Genomic DNA, 21,034 nt, shown 5'->3' with positions numbered 1-21,034 from the left:
TGCCGCGTTGCGGCAACCATTCAGCCCGAAGGGCGTCCCGGGGGTCTGGGGGCTTGCCCCCAATTCGGGAAGGGCGGGTCGGGGAAAGCCCGCGCAGCGGCAGCGGCACGCTCAGCCGAAGAAGACGCCGACCTCCGCGTAGAGCTCCGGATCCACCGTCTTCAGACGCGCCGTCGCCTCCCCCATCGGCACCCGCACGATGTCCGTCCCCTGCAGCGCGACCATCTTCCCGAAGTCCCCGTCCCGCACGGCCTCGATCGCGTGCAGCCCGAACCGCGTCGCCAGCCACCGGTCAAAGGCGCTCGGCGTACCGCCGCGCTGCACATGCCCCAGCACGGTCGTGCGCGCTTCCTTCCCCGTCCGTTTCTCGATCTCCTTGGCCAGCCACTCCCCCACGCCCGAGAGCCGCACGTGCCCGAACGAGTCGAGCGTGCCGTCCTTGAGCACCATCTCGCCGTCCTGCGGCATCGCGCCTTCCGCGACCACGACGATCGGCGCGTACGACGCCTTGAAGCGGGACGTGATCCAGCCGCACACCCGCTCGACGTCGAAGCGCTGCTCCGGGATGAGGATGACGTTCGCCCCGCCCGCCAGGCCCGAGTGCAGGGCGATCCAGCCCGCGTGCCGGCCCATGACCTCGACGACCAGGACGCGCATGTGCGATTCGGCGGTCGTGTGGAGGCGGTCGATCGCCTCGGTCGCGATGCCGACGGCGGTGTTGAAGCCGAAGGTGTAGTCGGTGGCGGACAGGTCGTTGTCGATGGTCTTCGGTACGCCGACACACTGGATGCCGTACTCGTCGGACAGCCGGGTGGCCACGCCCAGCGTGTCCTCGCCGCCTATCACGATGAGCGCCTCGACCTCGTGCTTGGCGAGGTTCTCCTTGACCCGGCGGATGCCGTTCTCCGCCTGGAGCGGGTTGGTGCGCGAGGAGCCGAGGATGGTGCCGCCACGGGGCAGGATGCCGCGTACGGCCGGAATGTCGAGCCGTACGGTGTCGCCTTCGAGCGGTCCGCGCCACCCGTCCCGGAAGCCGGTGAAGTCGTAGCCGTACTCCTGGACGCCCTTGCGGACGACGGCGCGGATGACCGCGTTGAGCCCGGGGCAGTCGCCACCCCCGGTCAGTACTCCGACCCGCATGAAATTGTCCCTTCGCCACATTCAGCGGAAGTGCCGTGTCGCCGCCACGCTAGTGGTGACTCAGGTCACAGCGACATGGGGCGTCGGGCAATTCAGGGCTCGTACTAAGCGTCGTCGAGGCCGCGTTCGATCGCGTAGCGGACGAGCTCCACGCGGTTGTGCAGCTGGAGCTTGCCGAGGGTGTTCTGCACGTGGTTCTGAACGGTGCGGTGCGAGATCACCAGGCGCTCGGCGATCTGCTTGTACGACAGGCCCTTGGCGACCAGCCGCAGCACCTCGGTCTCGCGATCGGTGAGCTGCGGCGCCTTCGGCTCGTTCGAGGAGGAGGCGGGGAGGGGATCCGAGGCCAGCCGCCGGTATTCGCCGAGGACCAGGCCCGCCAGCCCCGGCGTGAAGACCGGGTCGCCGGCGGCCGTGCGCCGTACCGCGTCGATGAGCTCGTCGGGCCCCGCCGACTTCAGCAGATAGCCCGTCGCCCCCGACTTCACCGCTTCCAGAACGTCGGCGTGCTCGCCACTCGCGGACAGCACCAGGACACGCAGGGCCGGGTCGGCGCCGACGAGCTCCTTGCAGACCTGGACGCCGGGCATGCCAGGGAGGTTGAGGTCCAGGACGAGGACCTGGGGTCCGACGGCCAGGGCGCGGCGTACCGCCTGTGGCCCGTCGCCCGCCGTGGCGACCACGTCGAAGCCCGCCGCGTCGAGGTCGCGGGCGACCGCGTCCCGCCACATCGGGTGGTCGTCGACCACCATGACCCTGATCGCCTGCTGTTCGTCGCTCATCGCGCCTGTCCTGCCTTCCCCCGTGGAACCTTCAGTTCAACTTCCGTGCCCTGACCCGGTACGGAGATCAGCTCGGCGGTGCCGCCGATGTCCCGCAGCCGCCCGCGGATCGACAGGGCGACGCCCAGGCGCCCCTCCCCCTCGGCCTGCGCGAGCCGCCCTTCCGGAATCCCCGGACCGTCGTCCCGTACCGTCACGATCACTTCTTCCGGCCAGTCCTCGACCAGAATCCACGCCTGGGCGTCTTCCCCGGCGTGCCTGCGCACATTGTCCAGTGCGGCACTGACAGCCGCCGCGAGCTCCATGGCCGCCGCCGCGTCCAGCAGCACCGGAGCGCCCGGCTCGGCGAAGCTGACCTTCGATCCGGCGTGCGGGGCGAGCAGGGAGCGCAGGTCGCAGGGGCGCGCGCCGCGCCCACCGCCGTCGTCATCGTCGTCGACCTCGACCGTACGGACCACCGCACCCTGCGCCGCATCCTCCGAAGCGCGCGTCGCCGGTACAAGCCCGCTCGACACCAGGGTGCGCAGGGCCACTTCCTGCTCCCCGGCCATCCTGCCGAGCTCGGCCGCCTCGCCGCCGAGCGCGGTGCCGCGCCGCTGCACCATGGCGAGCACCTGGAGCACGCTGTCGTGGATGTCGCGGGCGAGGCGTTCGCGCTCGCGGGTCGCGGCCTCGATCTCCAGGGCGCGGGCGAGGGTGCGTTCGGAGGCGCGGGCGACCTCGACGACGTAACCGATCGCGATGGAGGCGACCCACACCAGCAGGACGTTGTGGAGGGTGTCCTGGCTGGGGTGGCCGCGTTCGACGATGTTGGCGGCGGCGACGAAGGAGGAGGCGAAGGCCGCCCAGCGCCAGCCGCCCTTGATGGCGAACGCGAGGACGGAACCGGCGGTCCATATCGACGGCAGGGTGGGGCCGTCGATCTGCTGCGCGTGGAAGTCGGCGACCGGGGTGAGCATGACGCCGGTGAGGGCGATGGTGAGATCGGCGACGAGGAAGGGCTTGGTGCAGCTCGCCGCGTTCGCCACCTTGGGAAGCGTGACGAGGGTCCAGACGAACATCACGGCGAGGAATGCGACGGCCACCCACGGGCGCTCGAAGTTCTCCCGCGTGAAGACGAACAGGAGCACCGCGTAGAGCATCGTCAGGACGCGGTAGGCGGTGAGCGCACGCCACAGCGGCTGCTCGACCGACATGCGCACGACACGCTCGCGCTGAGCCTTGGCCATCATTCCCCCACCCCGGACGGACGCGGCTAAGCGCCGGCCCGTTCCGCCTTCTCGGCCTTGGCCGCCTTCTCCGCCTTGGCGGCCTTCTCCGCGTCGGCGATCTGGCGCTTCGCCGCCGTCGCGTAGATGTCGACGTACTCCTGGCCGGAGAGCTTCATGATTTCGTACATGACCTCGTCGGTCACCGACCGCAGGATGAACCGGTCGCTGTCCATGCCGTGATAGCGGCTGAAGTCCAGCGGCTTGCCGATCTTGATCCCCGGGCGCATCAGCTTGGGCACGACCTTGCCGGGCGGCTGGATCTTCTCGGTGTCGATCATCGCGACCGGGATCACGGGCGCACCGGTGGCAAGCGCCACGCGGGCCAGGCCGCCCGGCTTGCCGCGGTAGAGACGGCCGTCCGGCGAACGGGTGCCCTCCGGGTAGATGCCGAAGAGGCCACCGCCCTTGATGACGTCGATGCCGGCCTTGATCGCCGCCTCACCCGCGCCGCGAGCACCCGAGCGGTCCACCGGGAGCTGGCCGACGCCCTTGAAGAACGCGGCGGTGAGCTTCCCCTTCACACCGGGCGAGGTGAAGTACTCGGCCTTGGCGATAAAGGTGACCTTGCGGTCGAGGACCGCGGGCAGGAAGAAGGAGTCCGAGAAGGACAGGTGGTTGCTCGCGAGGATCGCGGGGCCCTCGGCGGGAATGTTCTCGAGGCCCTCCACCCAGGGCCTGAAGGCAACCTTCAGTGACCCTCCGATGGAGAACTTCATTGCGCCGTAGATCAACCGAGTGCCTTCCCTTGTCTGTCGACATGACCATAACCCGTGGCGGGCCTGCCCTCTCTACCGACAAGGCGGCCCGACGGACCTGGTCGGTGTCGGTCCGGTCGCGTACGGTGAAGTACATCTTCGCGCCCCCCTTCGCAGTCCAGGACTTCACACTCGGAGTCGGACTCACACTCATGAACAGGAGACCCCGGTGCCGGTCCTTCCTGGAGCCGAGCCGTTCCGCCACGAGGGCGGAGAGGTCGGCGTCCTCCTCTGTCACGGCTTCACCGGTTCCCCGCAGTCGCTGCGCCCCTGGGCGGACCATCTGGCCGAGCGCGGCCTGACCGTCTCTCTTCCGCTGCTGCCCGGGCACGGCACCCGCTGGGAGGACATGCAGCTCACGGGCTGGCAGGACTGGTACGCGGAGGTGGACCGCGAGCTGCGCGTACTGCGCGAGCAGTGCGGCCAGGTCTTCGTGTTCGGGCTCTCGATGGGCGGGGCGCTGACACTGCGGCTGGCCGCGAAGCACGGGGACGCGATCTCCGGGATCGCCGTGGTCAACCCGGCGAACAAGGTGCACGGCCTGTCGGCGTACGCGCTGCCGGTCGCGCGCCATCTCGTACGTACGACAAAGGGGCTGCGGAGCGACATCGCGAAGGCGGGGGCGGAGGAGGTCGGTTACGACCGCGTCCCGCTGCACGCGGCGCACTCCGTGCGGAACTTCTTCCGGCTCGTCGACGCGGAGCTGCCCCAGGTGACGCAGCCGATGCTGCTGCTGCACAGCCCGCAGGACCATGTGGTGCCGGCGGCGGACTCGGCCCGGATCCTCAGCCGGGTCTCGTCGACCGACGTTACCGAGGTCCTGCTGGAACAGAGCTACCACGTCGCGACGTTGGACCATGACGCGGAGCGGATCTTCGACGAGAGTTATGCGTTCATCGGCCGCCTCGCTCCGAGTGTCGGGAAGAAGGGGAGCACGACCGGTGGCTGAGCACGACGCGGAGCCTGCGGGCCGCGAGGAAGAGCGGGAGCCGGACGAGACGGCGGGGGCGTCCGGGGCTGCCGCCTCCGGCGAGTCCGCCGGGGAGTCCGTCGGGGAGTCCGTCGACGAGGACGCGGTGTGGGCCGCGATCGTCGCCGGGTACGGCGAGGAGCCGCCGGACCCGCCGGGTGCGAAGCCGTTCAAGTCGATCGACGACCTCTTCCTGCCGGAGGACGACATCAACAGCACGGGCGGCGACCGCCCGAAGAAGTCGCTCAAGAAGGACGCCGAGGCCGCCGAGGCCGCCGACGCGGCGGCCGACGGGGACGAGCCTGCCGCCGCCCCGGACGCGGACGGGGAGGCGGACCCTGACCCGGACCGGGACAGACCCCTGGGCAGCTCCGTCGTCTTCGCGCCCGGCGTCGGCGGCAGCGGCCCGCGAAGCTACTCGCTGGCGGAGCCGGGCGACGACGACCTCGACGAGAACGACGAGGGCCACTTCGTCCCGCCGGAGCCTCCCCCGCTGCCGCCCGCCGACACCACGGCGCGGTTCGCCTGGCTCGCGGTCATCGGGGGTCCGGTGCTGCTGCTCACGGCGGTCCTGTTGCAGTGGGACATGACGTGGTGGATGACGACGCTGGGCGTCGGCGGCTTCCTGGGCGGATTCGGCACGCTGGTCGCGCGGATGGCGCACGGTGACGACGAGGACGACGATCCGGGGCGCGGCGCGGTCGTCTGAAGCGCGTCCCGCTCAGCGGCACTATTCAGCCCCTCCGGCGTTTGAGGAGCGGGGTCTGGGGCGGAGCCCCAGTTCGGGCCCCGCCCCACCCCCGCGCCTAGGACGCGGGAACGCGCAGTGCCGCCAGTACCGGCAGGTGGTCCGTGGCCGCGCGTACGTCCGCCTCCGGGAGGCCCAACGGGACGCCGCAGCCCAGGACTTCGATCCCCGGCGTCGCGAAGACCGCGTCGATACGCTGGTGAGGGTTCTCCGGGGTCGACGTGTACTCGCCGCCCCACGGCTTCACCGCCCAGCAGTCCTGGAGCTCCCCCGCCAGCCGGCGGAACGTCCGGCCGTCGGGGCGTTCGTTGAGGTCGCCGCCCGCCACCGCGTGCGGTACGTCCATCTGCTGCAGCCGGTCGAGCAGCATCCCGCCCTGCGCGTACCGCTCCTCCCGCTGGAGGCTCAGGTGACAGCTCAGTACGCCGAGCCTCGCGCCCCCGATCCGCACCACCGCCGTCGCGAACCCCCGCCGGTGCAGCCCCGGCGTACGCGGAAGCAGCACATCCTCCGTACGCTCCACTGTCACCCGCAGCGAACTCAGCAGCAGCGGGCCCGCAGCGGTCGCTCCGCCGCCGAGCGTCACCAGGTCGCTGTGGGCGGCCAGCCACGCCGCGTGCTTTCGCCAGCGGAAGAACCGCGGCGCCTCCTGCACGAGCACAAGGTCGGGCTCACAGGCACTGATCACCCGGGCCAGCGCCTCGCGGTCGTCGCGCATCGAGCGGATGTTGTAGCTGAGAACACGGATCACGGCCGAACCGTCAGGCTCGGTACGGGACTCGGGCAGCGTACTGATCGGGCTCGTCGCCATGTGGATCACGATACGGAAATGCCCGCCGCACCCCAAGGGGGCACGGCGGGCACACAGGCAACGGCGTCAGCCCTGGCGCGCCAGGTCCGCCGCGCCGACCAGCCCGGCCTTGCCGCCCAGCTGAGCGGCGAGCACCTGCGCGTGCGGACGCCACTGGCCGCCGATCAGCCAGCGCCGGAAGGACTTGCGGATCGGGTCGAGAACGAGCTCGCCCTCGTCCGAGACGCCGCCGCCGACGATGAACGCCGACGGGTCGAAGAGCGAGGCCAGGTCGGCCAGGCCCGCGCCCGCCCAGCGGGCCAGCTCGCGGAACGCGTCGACGGCCACCGGGCAGCCCTGGCGGGCGGCGGCGCTGATGTGCTTGCCCTCGATGCCGCCGACCGTACCGTCGCCGAGGGCGAGGAGGATCTGGGCGTTCTCGGGGGTCGCGTTGGCGCGCTGCTTGGCGTAGCGGACGAGGGCTCGCCCGGACGCGTACTGCTCCCAGCAGCCCTGGCTTCCGCAGCCGCACAGCAGGCCGTCGGGGACGACCCGGATGTGGCCGAACTCGGCGGCCACGCCGAAGCGTCCGCGCCGGAGCTTGTTGCCGATGATGATGCCGCCGCCGAGGCCGGTGCCGAGAGTGATGCAGATGACGTCTTCGTGGCCCTGGCCGGCGCCGAACTTGTACTCGCCCCAGGCCGCCGCGTTCGCGTCGTTCTCGACGACGACCGGCAGCCCGACGCGCTGCTCGACCTTGTCCTTCAGCGGCTCGTGCCGCCAGTTGATGTTCGGCGCGAAGAGGACGGTGGCACGCTTGTCGTCGACGTACCCGGCGGCGCCGATGCCGACCGCCTCGATCTGGTGGCCCTTGCCGGCCTCGGAGACAGCCGCGCAGATCGCGTCGACGATGCCTTCGGCGGTCGGCGGCGTGGGCACCTTGTGCGTGTCGAGAATGGTGCCCTCTTCGTCGACCACGCCTGCCGCGATCTTCGTGCCGCCGATGTCGACGCCGATGGTGAGTCCCATGTGTCCCTCAGTTTTCGGTCGAGCCCCGCTAGGGCCAACCGTACCCGAGGCGCAGCTCAGTCCAGGTCGATGTGCGTGCTGGACGAGGGGCCTTCGGGGCCGTCGTCGCCGTCGTTCTTACGGTCCGTCGGCTGCGCGGGGCCGCGGGTCCAGCGGCCCTCCTGACCCTGTACGGCGGAGCGGTAGGCGGCGAGCAGTTCGTTGCCGGCGGCGGCCAGGTGGTCGAAGACCTCGGGGTTGCGCTCTATGACCGGCTCGACGGCGGACTTCGCCTGGTTGATCAACTGGTTGACCGTGCCCTGCGCGGCCATGCCGGGCAGAGCCGACTGGAGCGAGGTGACCTTGTCGGCGACGGCGTCGAGGAGCTTGCGCAGCTCCTCGGCGGCGGACCCGGGCTGCGCCCCACCGCTGCCGCTCTCGGCGCGACGGCGGGCCTTCTCGGCGGCGAGGTCCTCGGCGCATGCCTTCGCCCACGCGTCGGCGTCGGGGGCCTCGGCGGGCTCGGGCGACGGGCCCTCGGTGACATCGCTCATGGCGGACTCCTGCGGCAGGACGGCGGTTCGTACGGCACGTACGCCTCGTACCACCGACGTTACCCGAACGGCGGCACGCGGTTCACTTGGTCTGCGGCCACAGCTGCGGGTCCGGCGTGAACCGCACCCTCAGTACGCCGCCGGTCAGTCCCGCGCCCGAGACGTCGCAGCGGCGCAGGGCGGACGGCAGGGTCAGGATCCGGCGGAACCCACCCGCGTCGAGTACGAGTTCGTCGCCTCGGCGGACCAGGCCGAGCTCTTCCTTGACGGCCCCGGGGAGCGGCAGGTGCCACACGAGTACGCCATCCTCGGCGAGCCGGTCCTCCACGGGCCAGGGGTCCGCCGCGTCCTCGCTCCCCGGCTCCAGCGCCAGGGCCCCGTCGGCGGCCAGCGCGTCCAGGTCGTCGAGGCCGCGCGGGTCACCGCCGAGGTGGCGCACCTCGCGGACCGGCGCCATGGGCCGCCACTCGCCGTGCCACTCGGCCAGGCACTTCTGCTGCTGGGCGGCGAGCGTCGCGAGCCAGGTGTCCGGGGAGTCCTGCGGCAGGGTCCGGTTCGCGGTGACGGTCTCGACGCGGAGGCCGAAGAGGGCCAGTCCGGTGCGGGCGGTGCGCAGGGCGTCGGCTCCGGCGGGTCCGGGCTCGGCGACCAGCCGTACGGTCGTGCCGGGGTCCGCGAGCAGCGCCTCCACGGCGGCCAGCTCCCCGTCCCAGCGGGCGGCCGTCTCGTACAGCCACTGTGCGGGCATCGGGACGCCCGCGAGCTGGGCGAGCATGGGCCGCAGCGCACGGGCCGCCTGGCGCTCGGGCGGAAGCAGCCGGCGCAGGTAGCGGCGCAGCTGCTCGGGGAGCGCGAGGGCGTCAAGGGCGGCGTGCAGCGGCGGCAGGTCGACGACGACGAGGTCGTACGCCCCGGAACCACCCCCAGCGCCTTCACCGCACGTGCGCAGTGCGCGGAGCAGTGCGAATGGTTCGCTGCCGGGCAGTTCGGTCAGTTCCTCGGCGGCCAGGCGGTTGGCGCCGAGCAGGTCGAGTACGGAGCCGGCACGCTCCTGGAGGGCGAGGAGTTCGGCGCGGAAGTGGGCGCCGGAGTCGACCCGCGCGGCCCACAGGCCCGGCGCGGCCTCGGCCGGTGCGGAGCCGGTGGTTATACCCAGGGCCGCGCCCAGGGTGTCCGCCGGATCGGTGGACAGGACCAGGACGTGCTGCCCGCGCCGCGCGGCCGCCAGGGCGGTCGCCGCGGCGACGGTGGTGCGGCCCGCGCCGCCGGGGCCGGTGACGAGGACCGTACGCATCAGGACATCAGGCCTTCGGCCGGCTCGGGTTGCTCTCGACGCGCTTCTTCAGGCCCGCCAGAGCGCGGTCGATGATGACCTTCTCGGCCTTGCGCTTGATCATGCCGAGCATCGGGATCTTGACGTCGACGGTCAGTTGGTAGGTGACCTGGGTACGGTCGCCGCCGCCCACTGCCGCGAGGCTGTACGAGCCGTCGATGGCCCGCAGCATCTGCGACTTGACCAGCGTCCAGCTGACCTCGTGGTCGCCGGTCCAGGTGTACGCGAGGGTGTGGTCGTCCTTGATCGCGCCGGCGTCCAGCAGCAGGCGTACCTGCTCGGCGCGGCCCTTGGCGTCGGTGGCCAGGACCTCGGCCTCCTTCACCTCGCCGGTCCACTCCGGGTAGCGCGCGAAGTCGGCGATCACGCCCATCACGTCGGCCGGTGCCGCCTCGATCGTGATGCTCGAGCTGGTGTGTTCCGCCATCGCTGTGGCTCCTCCAGTGCGGTTCCGGTCAGGGGGCCCGTATCTCGGGGGACACGTCCGCGTGAAGGCTACCGCGACCGTCCGGGCCGCCCGTCACCACTCCAGCACCCACGGGCGGCCGGAGGAGGCGAAGTGACCGACGTTCACGCATTCCGTGGCGCCGACGCGCATCCGCTGGACCTGCGGCTGGTGGACGTGCCCGAAGAGCGCGTACTTGGGGCGGGTACGCCGGATCGCTTCCAGCAGCGCCCGGCTGCCGCGCTCGAACCGGCGGGCGACGGTGTCGTACACGAGCTCGGGAACCTCGGGCGGGATGTGCGAGCACAGCACGTCGACCCCACCCAGGGCCTCGACCTTGGCGGCGTACTCCTCGTCGTCGATCTCGTAGGGCGTACGCATCGCGGTCCTGAGCCCGCCGCCGACGAAGCCGAACACGCGGCCGCCGATCTCGACGCGCTCGCCGTCGAGGACGGTGGTGCCCGGCCGGGCGTACTCGGGCCACAGCGGCGGCATGTCGACGTTGCCGTACGTCGCGTATGTCGGAGTCGGGAACGCCGCGAAGAGTTCGGCGTACTGCCTGCGCACCGCCGCCTCGGTGGCGGCCGCCCGGTCGAGGCCCGCCCACAGCCTGCGGCCGAGCTCCCTGGCCTCCTCGAAGCGGCGGGCGGTGCGCAGTTCGACGATCAGGTCGGCGTTCTCGATGCCGAAGAGTTCGGGGAAGATGCCGCGCGAGTGGTCCGCGTAGTCGAGGAAGAGCACCAGGTCACCGAGGCAGACGAGCGCGTCCGCGCCGTCCCCCGCCCTGGCCAGATCCTTGGCGTTCCCGTGTACGTCGCTGACCACATGCACTCGCATGACGATCACCCTAGGACGCCTGGGTCCCGCCTGGGTAGAGGGGGCCGGACCTGCGGTTACTTCCGGGTCCCGGCATGGTTGGACTAGTCTGCCGGGAGCACCGCCACGGCGTGTGACGCAGCGAACATCTGGCCGGAACCCCCTATCGGGAACCGAGTACTGGTGGGTAACGTCCGGGCAGTCCAGCAGTTCAACGTGCTCACCCCACATGAGCACCTGCCCGGTCTTGGACCGCAGCCGACGCGCACACCGACGTGGCGCCGGCGCCCGATGAGGAGCAGCAGTCTTGCGCGAGTTCAGCCTTCCGGCCCTGTACGAGGTCCCCTCGGACGGCAACCTGACAGATCTCATCCGCCGCAACGCCACTCAGCATCCCGATGTGGCGGTCATGAGCCGCAAGGTCGCGGGCGCCTGGACGGATGTCACCGCCACCGAGTTCCTCGCCGAGGTCCGCGCCGCCGCCAAAGGCCTGATCGCAGCCGGCGTCCAGCCGGGCGACCGGGTCGCCCTGATGTCCCGTACCCGCTACGAGTGGGTGCAGATGGACTTCGCGATCTGGAGCGCCGGCGCGGTGACCGTGCCGGTGTACGAGACCAGCTCCGCCGAGCAGGTGCAGTGGATCCTGGGTGATTCCGGCGCGGTCGCCGTGATCGTCGAGAGTGAGGCACACGCCGCCGCCGTCGAGTCCGTACGCGACCGGCTGCCCGCTCTGCGGCACGTCTGGCAGTTCGACCAGGGAGCGGTGGAGCAGCTGCGCACCTCGGGCGCCGAGGTCACGGAAGAGACGGTCGACGAGCGCAGCACGAGCGCCAAGGCCGACGACCCGGCCACGATCGTCTACACCTCCGGCACGACGGGCCGCCCCAAGGGCTGCATGCTGACGCACCGCAGCTTCTTCGCGGAGTGCGGCAATGTCGTCGAGCGCCTGAAGCCGCTGTTCCGTACGGGCGAGTGTTCGGTGCTGCTCTTCCTGCCGGCCGCGCACGTCTTCGGCCGGCTGGTCGAGGTGGCGTCGGTCATGGCGCCGATCAAGCTCGGCTGCGTACCCGACATCAAGAACCTCACCGACGAGCTCGCCGCCTTCCGGCCGACCCTCATCCTGGGTGTGCCGCGCGTCTTCGAGAAGGTCTACAACTCGGCGCGGGCCAAGGCGCAGGCGGACGGCAAGGGCAAGATCTTCGACAAGGCCGCGGACACCGCGATCGCCTACAGCCGCGCGATCGGCAGCCCGCAGGGCGCGTCCCTCGGCCTGAAGCTCAAGCACAAGGTCTTCGACAAGCTGGTCTACAGCAAGCTGCGCGCGGTGCTCGGCGGCCGCGGCGAGTACGCGATCTCCGGTGGCGCCCCGCTGGGCGAGCGCCTGGGCCACTTCTTCCGGGGCATCGGCTTCACGGTGCTCGAGGGGTACGGCCTGACGGAGTCGTGCGCGGCCACCGCGTTCAATCCGTGGGACCGGCAGAAGATCGGTACGGTCGGCCAGCCGCTGCCCGGGTCGGTCGTGCGGATCGCGGACGACGGCGAGGTGCTGCTGCACGGCGAGCATCTCTTCTCGGGGTACTGGAACAACGAGGCGGCCACCGCCGAGGCGCTGACCGACGGCTGGTTCCACACCGGTGACATCGGCACGCTCGACGAGGACGGCTACCTCGCCATCACCGGCCGCAAGAAGGAGATCATCGTCACGGCGGGCGGCAAGAACGTCGCTCCCGCCGTGATCGAGGACCGTATCCGGGCGCACGCGCTGGTCGCGGAGTGCATGGTGGTCGGCGACGGGCGGCCGTTCGTCGCCGCGCTGGTCACCCTCGACGAGGAATTCCTGGGCCGCTGGGCCGCCGAGAACGGCAAGCCGGCCGGTTCGACGGCGGCGTCGCTGCGCGACGACGCGGAGCTGCTGGCGGTCGTCCAGCAGGCGGTGAACGACGGCAACTCGGCGGTGTCGAAGGCCGAGTCGGTGCGGAAGTTCCGCGTCCTGCCGGCCCAGTTCACCGAAGAGGCCGGTCACATCACGCCCTCGCTCAAGCTGAAGCGCAATGTGGTGGCGAAGGACTTCGCCGACGAGATCGAAGCGATCTACCAGGGCTGACGAGCCGTCACGGCGTGACGTGGTCCATCAGCCGGACCGGAGCCCGCAGGCCCGCCGTCATCGCGCACCACGCGCGGTGGCGGCGCAGCCCCGTCACGGCAGCGCCACCGACGACGAGCGCCACGAGGAGGGCCGCCACGACGGCGAGGCCGCCCCACCCGGCGAATGCCGCGCAGACGACGCAGACGACGGCCCGCAGCACGCCGGCCAAGAGGCCTTCGCCCGGGGTGACCCGGTCCCCGCAGACCCGTCGTGCCTCGCCGCGCCGGCAGTAGTGCCCCCGTGGCGCCCCCGCCGTCACAGCAGCGTCTTGAGCTTCTCCGCGAGCAGATCCCAGCGCCACTTCTCCTCGACCCACTCCCGGCCCCGCTCACCCATCCGGCGCCGCAGCTCCGGATCCTGGAGCAGTGCGACGATCCGGTCGGCGGACTCGTCGGCTGCGACGGCCGCGGGCCCGCCGCGCACCACCCACCCGGTCTGCCCGTCCAGTACGGCGTCGGGCGCCCCGCCCGAGTCGCCCGCCACCACCGGCAGTCCGGTCGCGGACGCCTCCAGGTAGACGATGCCGAGCCCTTCGACGTCGAGCCCGCCCCGGCGCGTACGGCACGGCATCGCGAAGACGTCACCCGCGCCGAAGTGCGCCGGCAGCTGTGCCCAGGGCACGGGCCCGGTGAAGCGCACCGAGTCCGTGACGCCGGTCTCGGCGGCCAGCTTCTTCAGCTCCTTGGCGTACGGTCCGCCGCCCACGATGAGCAGCACGGCGTCCGGCACCCCGCGCAGGATGCGGGGCATCGCCAGGATCAGCGTGTCCTGGCCCTTGCGGGGCACCAGGCGGGACACGCACACCACCACGGGCCGGTCGGCGAGCCCGAGCCGCTCGCGGACCTCGTCGCCGCCGGAGCCGGGGTGGAACGTCTTCTCGTTCACGCCGGGCGGCAGCTGGACCATGCGTGCGGCGGCCTCCGGCGTGAGCGCGGCGGCGATCCGCGAGCGCGTGTACTCACCGAGATAGGTGATCGTGTCCGTACCCTCGCCGATCCTGCGCAGCAGCTGCCGGGCGGCGGGCAGCTGGGCCCAGCCCGCCTCGTGGCCGTGCGTGGTGGCGACGATCCGCCGCGCCCCCGCCTTGCGCAGGGCGGGAGCCATCAGGGCGAGCGGGGCGGCCGCCCCGAACCACACCGACGTACAGCCGTGTTCGCGCAGCAGCCCGGCGGCCTGCCGGGTGACGCGCGGCGTCGGCAGCAGCATCGTCGTCCGGTCGCGTACGACGGTGAACGGCTGCTCGGCGTCGAAGGCGGCGGTGGCTTCCGCGCCCTCGCTGCCGCGCTTCCAGGTGGAGGCGTAGACGACGAGCTGCTCGGGGTCCAGGCGCAGCGCCATATTGTGCAGGAACGCCTGGATGCCGCCGGGGCGGGGCGGAAAGTCATTGGTCACGATCAGGGTCTTGTGCATCGCCGCAGACAGTACCGAACGGCCCAGCTCCTTGGCTCGCACAGCCGGGCCCTGCATCATGTCTCCGGCAGCTGTACGGGAAACATATGAGGTGGTCATGACGGGCGCAGGCAGCGCGAAGCCCATCGCGGTGTGGGTACTCACCAGAAGCTTGCTGCTGCTGTGTGTCTTCAAAGTGATCGAGGTGCCCGGCCCGGACGTCACCAGTGACGTCTCGGTGATCTACCAGGGCTGGTACGAGGTCCTGCGGACCGGCACCTTCCCGCTGGACGACATCACCTGGCAGTACCCGCCCGCGGCCGCCCTGGCGATCCTCTCTCCCGCCGTGCTGCCGTTCCTCGGCTACGCGACGGCCTTCTTCGTACTGGCGTGCCTGGCGGACGCCCTGGTCATGGGCCTGCTGCTGTACGCCGGGCAGCGCCCCGGAAAGCGGCTCGCCGGCGCGTGGGTGTGGGTGGCCGGCGTGCCGCTGCTCGGCCCGACGGCGTATGCCAGATACGACGTGATGGTCACCGCGGTCGCCGTCGCCGCGCTGCTGGCGGGGGCGCGCCATCCGCGTGTCATGGGGGCGCTCGCGGGCTTCGGAGCGCTCCTGAAGGTGTGGCCCGTCCTGCTGCTCGTCGGCACGGTACGGGGGCGCGGGACCCGCGCCGCGTGGACGGCGGCGACAGCGGCCGGGGCCGGCCTCGTGGTGGTGTTCTGCGCCACGATGCCGGGGGCGCTCGCCTTCCTCACCTTCCAGCGCGACCGAGGCACGGAGGTCGAGTCGCTGGGCGCGCTCGTGTTCCATGTCGCCCGGCACTTCGGCTGGGAGGGCGAGGTGCTGCTGAACTACGGATCGGTGGAGTTCGTCGGCCCGTACGTCCCGGTGGTCAGCACGGCCGCGATGGGGCTGACGGCCCTCGCGTTCGGCTGGCTGCTGCTGTGGCGGCTGCGGGCGGGGCGGTTCCGGGCGTCGACGCCGTGCGACGCGGCCTTCGCCGCCGTCCTGCTGTTCACGACGACCAGCCGGGTGATCAGCCCGCAGTATCTGCTGTGGCTGGTCGGCCTGGCCGCCGCCTGCCTGGTCTTCCGGGGCAGCCGGATGGACCGGCCGGCGCAGTTGGTCCTGGCCGCGACGGCGGTCACCCTGCTGGAGTTCCCGGTGTGGTTCTCGCACGTCGTGACGAGCGACGCGCTCGGCCTGCTGCTGCTCGTGGTGCGTAATGGGCTGCTGGTGGCCGCGACGCTGATGGCTTGCCGTCGGCTGTGGCAGGACACGGTGTCCGGGCCGCGCGACCCCGATGCGAGCCCGCTGCCGGCGCAGCGCGGCGAAGCCGCCGAGAAGCCGAAGCAACTGGCGTCGTAGGACGGCGCGGCCGATCGTGTCCTGCGGAGCTTTTCCCCGACCCGCCCCTTCCCGAGCTCCGGACGGGCTGGGCTTGCCGCGCAGCGGCAACTCTCAGCCCCTCCGGCGTTTGAGGAGCGGGGTCTGGGGCGGAGCCCCAGTCGCGGGAAGGGGCGGGTCGGGGAAAAGAAACCTCACGCCAGCTGCTGCCGCACGTACTCCCGCCACCGCACCGTGAAATCCTCCGGCGTCGTGCCGAGCACCTCGCGCATCGCCTGCTCCACCGCGCCCTCGCCCACCGCACGGTAGAACGCCCTCAGCCGCCCCTCCCCCCACTCCTGCGCGATCAGCGCACACGCCAGCCACCCACCCTCGTACGCCCGCCCCAACGCCCCCGCGTCCCCGCCGAAGCCGAAGTCCTCGTCGGTCGGCAGAGCCGCGGGCGCGTCCCCCGCCCGTACGGACCGTTCGAGCTCAGGGGCTGCCTGAGCAGCCGTGCGCCCCGTCCCCCGGTACGCCGCCCAGTCCGCAAAGCCCTCCGAGAGCCACATCGGCGTGGCGGCCGAGGTGTGGGCGCGGGTGGCGACATGCGTGGACTCGTGGGTGAGGACGACCTGCTGCCCGAACTCGCCCAGCACCGCGTACGCCTCCGGATTGACGACCACCCGGTCCGCCGGCGCCGCACCCGAACGGCCCGCGCCGCCCGCCTCCCCCGTAGTGACCGCCGCGATGCCCCGGTACCCGGCCGCCGGAGCGCCCAGCAGCGAGCCCATGCCGTCGAGCGACGTCGGCACCAGGATCAGCAGCCGACGCGCCCACCGGCCCGGCCAGGCCCGGTCGACCGCCGGCACCGCACGGTCGGCGGCGTCCGCTATGGCGCGCAGCCGCTTCTCGTCCTGGCCGGCGCCGAGGACCAGGCTGTGCGCGCCGCGTACGACCGTGACCTTGCCCTGCTCCCAGAGCTGACGCCCGCCGCTCCGGTCCGGGCGCTCGGCGGCGACGTACCAGCGCCCGCCGCGTCGCGTCAGGTCCAGCCGCTCGGCGGCCTTCACGGGGGCCTCGTCGTACCCGTCGAACCGGTACCGCAGCTCGACCAGGGCGGTGGCGCGCCCCGTGCCCGTACGGTCGAGGCCGGTCAGCCGGTACTCCCAGGAGCGCAGCGGCACCTGCGCGAGGTTCGCGAACTCCTCGCGCTCGGCCGCCCGCAGCCGCGTCGACTCCGGGTCGAGCTCCGCCAGATAGGCCGCCTCGTCGCGGTCGACGACGGCGGCCGCCCTGCGGTCCAGCGTCCGCTGGATGTCCCGGGCAGCGGTGTCCGCCGGCCTGCCGGGCGTCGTGCACGCGGAAACGGACGCGGACGCCAGCAGCAGCGCGGCGAGACCGGGTCCCGCCCACCGCTTCCACCGAGTCCCGCACCGCCGGCCTGCCATCTGGCCGATCGTACGGGCAGAGCGACAGGCTCGGCTCAGACCCGGGTCACCGACGAGACCGGCATCATGCCGACCGGGTCGTAGCGCACCGGGGCGCCGGGGTAGGGCGCGTGCACCACCTGGCCGTTGCCCACGTACATCCCGATGTGGCTCGCGTCGTCGCGGTACGCCACGAGGTCCCCGGGCTGCGCCTGGTCGAGGGAGACCTGCCGTCCGGCGTACCGCTGCGCCTGCGAGGTGCGCGGCAGGGAGACGCCCGCCTGCGCGTACGACCACTGGGTGAGGCCCGAACAGTCGAAGCCCGAAGGACCGTTCGCGCCCCAGATATACGGTTTGCCCACCGCCTGCTGCGCCGCCAGCACGGCGGCCCCGGCGCGCCCGGAGGCGGGTGCGCCGCCCAGCGCGGGCGGGGCCCCGCCGCGGTCGCCGGAACGCGAGGACCGGTCGTCGTACTCCTCCCGCTCGGCCTTCGGCAGCGAGTTGAGCAGTCGCCGCGCCGCGGCGAGCTTGCGCTCAACGGTGCGCTTGTGGCGGGCGACGGCGGCCCGGCTGCGCTCCAGCTCGCCGAGCTTGGCGGAGGCCTCGGCGCGCTGCTGGCCCAGCTTGCGCTGCGCGTCCTTGAGTTGGCTCAGGGCGCTCACCTGGCGTGCGCCGATGCGGTCGAGCGCCGCGGCCTTGGAGAGGTAGCTGTCGGGGTTCTCGGACAACAGCAGGGCGAGGGCCGGATCCAGGCCGCCCGCCCGGTACTGGGCGCCCGCGACCGCACCGAGCGCACCCCGCATGTGGTTGATGCGCTCCTGGCCGCGCGCGACCATGTCCTGGGCCTGGCCGACCTGTTCGCGCAGCTCGTCCGCGAGCTCGTCGGCCTTGTTGAACCGCTCGGTCGCCTGCTCGGCTTGCTCGAAGAGCCGGTCGACCCGCGCCTGGGTGGACGTGGCGGTGGCCGAGGACGTGGCCGAGGTGGCCGAGGTGGCCGAGGTGGCCGAGGTGGCCGAGGTGTCATGGGGATCTGCGCTCGCCGGGGACGTGATGAGCGCCGCCGCCGCCGTCGCCGCGGCAGCGGACAGAACTGTGACCCGGGCGCTCTGCGTGAGGCCGGACTGTGAGGAACGCCGGTGGGTCGCCACAGGAAGCCGCACTCCTTCCACTGCGTGCAGCCCCCTGCCGCCCGGACGGGCGGACCAATGGACCGGGGAGCTGCGCGAGCAGACAGTAGCGGTGCGATCACGCGGCGGCCAAAGATCTCGCCGGGCGCGGACCGGGCGCAAACAGCGGCGCCCCGCCGGAGAAGCAGGTCACCGGCGGGGCGGACAGTCAGCGGGAGTTGCCGGAATTCGCCCGAATGGGCGGTGTCGGCAACGGCCGTTGTGATTGGCGTTTGTCAGACACGCACGCCGAACTGGAACGTGCCCATGTAGTCCATCGACTCGTAGCGCACAACGGTGCCCGGCTTCGGCGCGTGCAGGATCTGGTTGTTGCCGGCGTAGAAGCCGACGTGCGCCAGGTTGTTGAAGAACACCATGTCGCCCGGCTGGAGCTGGCTCTTGCTGTACAGCTTCTGGCCGTCGTTGTGCTGGGTGAACGTGGTCCGGGAGATGGAGACACCGGCCTGGGCGAACGCCCACTGGGTCAGCCCGGAGCAGTCGTACGCGTTGGGCCCGGTCGCGCCGGAGATGTACGGCTTGCCGATCTGGGTGGCCGCGGCGCTCAGCGCGGCGGCGCCCCGGCCGGAGGCCGGCTTCTCGTTGCCGAGGTTCACGCGCTCGCTGGCCGCGCGGCTGGCGCGCTGCTCCTTCTCCCGCAGCTCTTCACGCTCGGCGGCGGTGAGCGTGTTCAGGAGCCGCTGCGCCTCGGCGAGCTTGCCCTGGAACTTCTTCTTCTTCTCGCCGAGTTCCTTGCGTACGTCCTCGAGGTCGTCGAGCTTGTCCGTCGCCTCGGCCCGCTGCTGTGCGAGGGTGCGCTGCTTCGCCTGGATCTTCTGGAGCGACTCGGCCTGCTTGGCGCTCAACTGGTCGATCGCGCCGGCCTTGTCGAGGTAGCTGTCCGGGTCGGCGGAGAGGAAGAGCTGCACGGAGGGGTCGATGCCGCCGGAGCGGTACTGCGCGCTGGCCACCGAACCGAGCTCGCCACGCAGGTCGTTGAGGTCCTCCTGGCCGCGGGCGACCTTGTCCTGGAGGTTGTCGACCTCTTCCTTGAGCTTGTCCTGCCGCTCCTTGGACAGGTTGTACTTCTCCGTCGCGGCTTCTGCCTCGTGGTAGAGCTTGTCGACCTTGGCCTTGACCTCGCTCTTGGTCGGCTTGGGGTCGGCCTGAGCGGTCTGGGACGTGAGAGCGACAGCTGCGGCTGCGGTCGCGGTGAGCACAGTCACACGAGTGCGGCTCGGCTGCTTGGGACGACGGTGGGACGCCACGAAGGCGAGCTCCTTCTTCCTCGAGCCGCCTACCGGGGTCGGGGACGTGATCCCCGGCTCCACGATTCGGTTCCCCCGCGGAAATTGGACCGAATTGAGTGGACTCGGCGGTACCTTCGCTGACACCCCGGATGGGTGATCAACCGTTCGAAGGTTCGAGGGCAGACCTTAGTGACCTTCTTGTGATCAGTTCAAATCCTCAGGTGTAAAAACTCACCCAGTGGTCACAATCTTTACTTACATCACACTGGCAGTAATGGCCACTTGACGTTGCGTTTCCCCAATTCGGGCATTACGCCGAGAAGTTATTAGACGCGCGAAAGCCTCTTCAGCAACAAGAGGGACGCGACGGGCCTCGCGCCCGATTTGGCGACTCCGTCGGCCACTTCGCGGTCCGTGGACACCACCACGACAGGCCGCCCCGGCGGTTCCGCCCGTACGAGCTGCCTGATGAGCTCGTCGGCGGTCACCCCCGCCTTGCTGAACAGCACCCGCACGCCGCGCGGCGGCGCGAGCAGCACCGGCGCCAACAGTTCCGCGCCGTCGAAGACGCACGTCACCTCGGCGCCCGTCTGCGCCGCGAGCATCGACAGGCCGCCGAGGAGCCGCAGCCGCTGCTTGTCGAGCGGCATCTGCGGATAGCCCGTCTTGGTGACGTTGTAGCCGTCCACGACCAGATGGCACTGCGGCAGTTCGAGGAGCTGGTCGAGCAGCGCCGGGTCGGTCTCGGAGAGCGCCCTGGCCGCGATGTCCTTGGGGGTCATACGGCCCGGCTCGACGGCGTCCACCGTGTCGGCGGGATGCACGGACGCGGGCGGCAGGGCCAGCTCGCGGCGCAGCCCCTGGGCGGCCTCCAGCACCGTGTCGAGCAGCAGCCGCACCCGCATGTCCTCGATGCTGCGGCCCTCGCGCACCGCCCTGCGGCTGGCCTCGACGGAGGCCTCCGCCTCACCGAGGCGGGTCCGCAGCCGCCGGGACTCGCTCTCGGCGGCGGTGACCCGGGCGGCGGCATCGGACTTGAGTGCCTCGGTCTCGGCGTTCGTACGCCGCAAGGCGGCCTCGCCGCGCTTCACATCACTCAGCGCGCTGCGCAGTTTCCGGCTGAGTACGTCGGCTTCCTTGCGGGCGGCCTCCAGCTCCGTGCGGAGCCGTTCCGTCTCGCTCTTCGTGTGCTCGCGCGCGTGCGCGAGCTCCTCGCGCAGCCGCTCCAGCTCCCGCTGGGCGGCCTCGTCGGCGCGCTCGGCGTCCGCCCGCAGAGCCTCCTCGCCCGCGGCGGCCACCAGCTTGACCCAGCCGGCGGGGCGCAGCACGTACGCGGCGGCGGCCACATCGACCGGGTCGGCGGCGGCCGGCGGAGAGCCGGACTCCAGCGCGCGCGAGAGCTCGGGCTGCGCCTCGCGCAGCTTCTCGCCGATGCGCTGGCGGAACAGCGGGTCGCCCTCCAGGGCCGCCGCCATCGCGTTGCCCGCGAACTTGGCGCGCCGGGTCGGGGTAAATCGGGCGTACTGCCTCAGCTGGGACGGAAGTTCAGCGACGGTGAGGCCGCCGAACGCGTCCGAGACCAGTGCGACGACCTTGTGCCGTACGCCTTCGGGCAGCGGGCGGTCGAGCACCTCGGCGGCGTCCCCGGCCGGTCCGGCCGGTTCAGCGCCGCTTGCATGCTCCACAATCCGTCACCCCACTACCCTTTCGGGCCGGT

At 71.7% G+C, this 21,034-nt stretch carries 20 protein-coding genes; 4 read left to right on the top strand and 16 right to left on the bottom strand.

The annotated features are described in order from the left end of the window. Positions 1 to 111: 111 nt before the first annotated feature. The 4 genes from ABZX79_RS32880 to ABZX79_RS32865 all read right to left on the bottom strand — a co-directional run bounded on the left by ABZX79_RS32880 (position 112) and on the right by ABZX79_RS32865 (position 3,909). Entirely contained in the window at positions 112 to 1,140 is a 1,029-nt protein-coding gene (locus ABZX79_RS32880) for a 6-phosphofructokinase (protein WP_355266017.1), read from the bottom strand. Between the two features lie 104 nt (positions 1,141 to 1,244). Beyond that, positions 1,245 to 1,922 carry a response regulator transcription factor gene (locus ABZX79_RS32875; protein WP_355266014.1) on the bottom strand — a complete coding sequence of 226 codons (678 nt, stop codon included), beginning with the start codon at positions 1,920 to 1,922 and terminating at the stop codon, positions 1,245 to 1,247. After that, positions 1,919 to 3,154, bottom strand: a complete 1,236-nt coding sequence (locus ABZX79_RS32870; RefSeq protein WP_355266011.1) for a DUF5931 domain-containing protein — start codon at positions 3,152 to 3,154, stop codon at positions 1,919 to 1,921. The genes ABZX79_RS32875 and ABZX79_RS32870 overlap by 4 nt, the downstream gene beginning before the upstream one ends. A 23-nt stretch (positions 3,155 to 3,177) precedes the next feature. Further along, the gene (locus ABZX79_RS32865; protein WP_028811421.1) at positions 3,178 to 3,909 is read right to left on the bottom strand and encodes a lysophospholipid acyltransferase family protein; all 732 of its coding nucleotides are present in this window, start codon (positions 3,907 to 3,909) and stop codon (positions 3,178 to 3,180) included. Positions 3,910 to 4,117: 208 nt separating this feature from the next. Between ABZX79_RS32865 and ABZX79_RS32860 the strand changes: the two genes are divergently transcribed. Further along, on the top strand, positions 4,118 to 4,897 hold the full coding sequence (locus ABZX79_RS32860) for an alpha/beta fold hydrolase (RefSeq protein ID WP_355266008.1): 780 nt from the start codon (positions 4,118 to 4,120) through the stop codon (positions 4,895 to 4,897). Next, positions 4,890 to 5,627 (top strand): hypothetical protein, encoded by a 738-nt coding sequence (locus ABZX79_RS32855; RefSeq protein WP_355266005.1) that lies wholly within the window; start codon positions 4,890 to 4,892, stop codon positions 5,625 to 5,627. The genes ABZX79_RS32860 and ABZX79_RS32855 overlap by 8 nt, the downstream gene beginning before the upstream one ends. Positions 5,628 to 5,724: 97 nt before the next feature. Here the strand turns inward: ABZX79_RS32855 and ABZX79_RS32850 are convergent, their stop codons facing one another. The 6 genes from ABZX79_RS32850 to ABZX79_RS32825 form a co-directional block, all read right to left on the bottom strand. Beyond that, positions 5,725 to 6,477 carry an endonuclease/exonuclease/phosphatase family protein gene (locus ABZX79_RS32850; protein WP_355266002.1) on the bottom strand — a complete coding sequence of 251 codons (753 nt, stop codon included), beginning with the start codon at positions 6,475 to 6,477 and terminating at the stop codon, positions 5,725 to 5,727. 66 nt (positions 6,478 to 6,543) lie between these two features. Further along, positions 6,544 to 7,485, bottom strand: a complete 942-nt coding sequence (locus ABZX79_RS32845; protein ID WP_355265999.1) for an ROK family glucokinase — start codon at positions 7,483 to 7,485, stop codon at positions 6,544 to 6,546. Positions 7,486 to 7,541: 56 nt separating this feature from the next. After that, positions 7,542 to 8,018, bottom strand: a complete 477-nt coding sequence (locus ABZX79_RS32840) for a DUF5304 domain-containing protein (protein ID WP_355265996.1) — start codon at positions 8,016 to 8,018, stop codon at positions 7,542 to 7,544. 82 nt (positions 8,019 to 8,100) lie between these two features. Next, positions 8,101 to 9,312 (bottom strand): ArsA-related P-loop ATPase, encoded by a 1,212-nt coding sequence (locus tag ABZX79_RS32835; RefSeq protein WP_355265993.1) that lies wholly within the window; start codon positions 9,310 to 9,312, stop codon positions 8,101 to 8,103. A gap of 7 nt (positions 9,313 to 9,319) precedes the next feature. Beyond that, positions 9,320 to 9,778, bottom strand: coding sequence for an SRPBCC family protein (locus ABZX79_RS32830; protein ID WP_355265990.1), 459 nt, complete (start codon positions 9,776 to 9,778; stop codon positions 9,320 to 9,322). 93 nt (positions 9,779 to 9,871) lie between these two features. Continuing rightward, on the bottom strand, positions 9,872 to 10,633 hold the full coding sequence (locus tag ABZX79_RS32825) for a metallophosphoesterase (RefSeq protein ID WP_355265987.1): 762 nt from the start codon (positions 10,631 to 10,633) through the stop codon (positions 9,872 to 9,874). A gap of 286 nt (positions 10,634 to 10,919) precedes the next feature. Here ABZX79_RS32825 and ABZX79_RS32820 point away from each other — a divergent pair, with 286 nt between their 5' ends. Continuing rightward, positions 10,920 to 12,716: an AMP-dependent synthetase/ligase gene (locus tag ABZX79_RS32820; protein WP_355265984.1), complete on the top strand. Its 1,797-nt coding sequence runs from the start codon at positions 10,920 to 10,922 to the stop codon at positions 12,714 to 12,716. 7 nt (positions 12,717 to 12,723) lie between these two features. On the opposite strand, the gene ABZX79_RS32815 is transcribed toward ABZX79_RS32820, so the two are convergent. Then, complete coding sequence (locus ABZX79_RS32815; protein WP_355265981.1) at positions 12,724 to 12,927, bottom strand: hypothetical protein; 204 nt, start codon at positions 12,925 to 12,927, stop codon at positions 12,724 to 12,726. Between the two features lie 86 nt (positions 12,928 to 13,013). Then, on the bottom strand, positions 13,014 to 14,168 hold the full coding sequence (locus tag ABZX79_RS32810; protein ID WP_355265978.1) for a glycosyltransferase family 4 protein: 1,155 nt from the start codon (positions 14,166 to 14,168) through the stop codon (positions 13,014 to 13,016). A 97-nt stretch (positions 14,169 to 14,265) separates the two neighbouring features. Here ABZX79_RS32810 and ABZX79_RS32805 point away from each other — a divergent pair, with 97 nt between their 5' ends. Beyond that, positions 14,266 to 15,516, top strand: coding sequence for a glycosyltransferase family 87 protein (locus ABZX79_RS32805; RefSeq protein ID WP_355265975.1), 1,251 nt, complete (start codon positions 14,266 to 14,268; stop codon positions 15,514 to 15,516). A 173-nt stretch (positions 15,517 to 15,689) separates the two neighbouring features. Here ABZX79_RS32805 and ABZX79_RS32800 read toward each other — a convergent pair whose 3' ends face one another. The 4 genes from ABZX79_RS32800 to ABZX79_RS32785 form a co-directional block, all read right to left on the bottom strand. Further along, positions 15,690 to 16,925 (bottom strand): hypothetical protein, encoded by a 1,236-nt coding sequence (locus tag ABZX79_RS32800; RefSeq protein ID WP_355265972.1) that lies wholly within the window; start codon positions 16,923 to 16,925, stop codon positions 15,690 to 15,692. A 35-nt stretch (positions 16,926 to 16,960) separates the two neighbouring features. Continuing rightward, positions 16,961 to 18,052 carry an NlpC/P60 family protein gene (locus tag ABZX79_RS32795; RefSeq protein WP_355265969.1) on the bottom strand — a complete coding sequence of 364 codons (1,092 nt, stop codon included), beginning with the start codon at positions 18,050 to 18,052 and terminating at the stop codon, positions 16,961 to 16,963. A 254-nt stretch (positions 18,053 to 18,306) separates the two neighbouring features. After that, entirely contained in the window at positions 18,307 to 19,335 is a 1,029-nt protein-coding gene (locus ABZX79_RS32790; protein WP_355265966.1) for an NlpC/P60 family protein, read from the bottom strand. A 308-nt stretch (positions 19,336 to 19,643) separates the two neighbouring features. After that, positions 19,644 to 21,005, bottom strand: coding sequence for an NYN domain-containing protein (locus ABZX79_RS32785; protein WP_355266141.1), 1,362 nt, complete (start codon positions 21,003 to 21,005; stop codon positions 19,644 to 19,646). Between the last annotated feature and the right edge of the window lie 29 nt (positions 21,006 to 21,034).

The sequence above is a fragment of the Streptomyces sp. NPDC002994 genome, assembly GCF_040611155.1.
Classification (GTDB): Bacteria; Actinomycetota; Actinomycetes; order Streptomycetales; family Streptomycetaceae; genus Streptomyces.
Note: the sequence above shows the minus strand (reverse complement) of the source record. Positions and strands in the feature narration are given on the sequence as shown.

What these genes read in the sequence shown, in the direction of transcription:
- ABZX79_RS32880 (WP_355266017.1), bottom strand. Translation starts at nt 1,140, where the DNA reads ATGCGGGTCGGAGTACTGACCGGGGGTGGCGACTGCCCCGGGCTCAAC.
- ABZX79_RS32875 (WP_355266014.1), bottom strand. Translation starts at nt 1,922, where the DNA reads ATGAGCGACGAACAGCAGGCGATCAGGGTCATGGTGGTCGACGACCAC.
- ABZX79_RS32870 (WP_355266011.1), bottom strand. Translation starts at nt 3,154, where the DNA reads ATGATGGCCAAGGCTCAGCGCGAGCGTGTCGTGCGCATGTCGGTCGAG.
- ABZX79_RS32865 (WP_028811421.1), bottom strand. Translation starts at nt 3,909, where the DNA reads ATGAAGTTCTCCATCGGAGGGTCACTGAAGGTTGCCTTCAGGCCCTGG.
- ABZX79_RS32850 (WP_355266002.1), bottom strand. Translation starts at nt 6,477, where the DNA reads ATGGCGACGAGCCCGATCAGTACGCTGCCCGAGTCCCGTACCGAGCCT.
- ABZX79_RS32845 (WP_355265999.1), bottom strand. Translation starts at nt 7,485, where the DNA reads ATGGGACTCACCATCGGCGTCGACATCGGCGGCACGAAGATCGCGGCA.
- ABZX79_RS32840 (WP_355265996.1), bottom strand. Translation starts at nt 8,018, where the DNA reads ATGAGCGATGTCACCGAGGGCCCGTCGCCCGAGCCCGCCGAGGCCCCC.
- ABZX79_RS32835 (WP_355265993.1), bottom strand. Translation starts at nt 9,312, where the DNA reads ATGCGTACGGTCCTCGTCACCGGCCCCGGCGGCGCGGGCCGCACCACC.
- ABZX79_RS32830 (WP_355265990.1), bottom strand. Translation starts at nt 9,778, where the DNA reads ATGGCGGAACACACCAGCTCGAGCATCACGATCGAGGCGGCACCGGCC.
- ABZX79_RS32825 (WP_355265987.1), bottom strand. Translation starts at nt 10,633, where the DNA reads ATGCGAGTGCATGTGGTCAGCGACGTACACGGGAACGCCAAGGATCTG.
- ABZX79_RS32810 (WP_355265978.1), bottom strand. Translation starts at nt 14,168, where the DNA reads ATGCACAAGACCCTGATCGTGACCAATGACTTTCCGCCCCGCCCCGGC.
- ABZX79_RS32805 (WP_355265975.1), top strand. Translation starts at nt 14,266, where the DNA reads ATGACGGGCGCAGGCAGCGCGAAGCCCATCGCGGTGTGGGTACTCACC.
- ABZX79_RS32800 (WP_355265972.1), bottom strand. Translation starts at nt 16,925, where the DNA reads ATGGCAGGCCGGCGGTGCGGGACTCGGTGGAAGCGGTGGGCGGGACCC.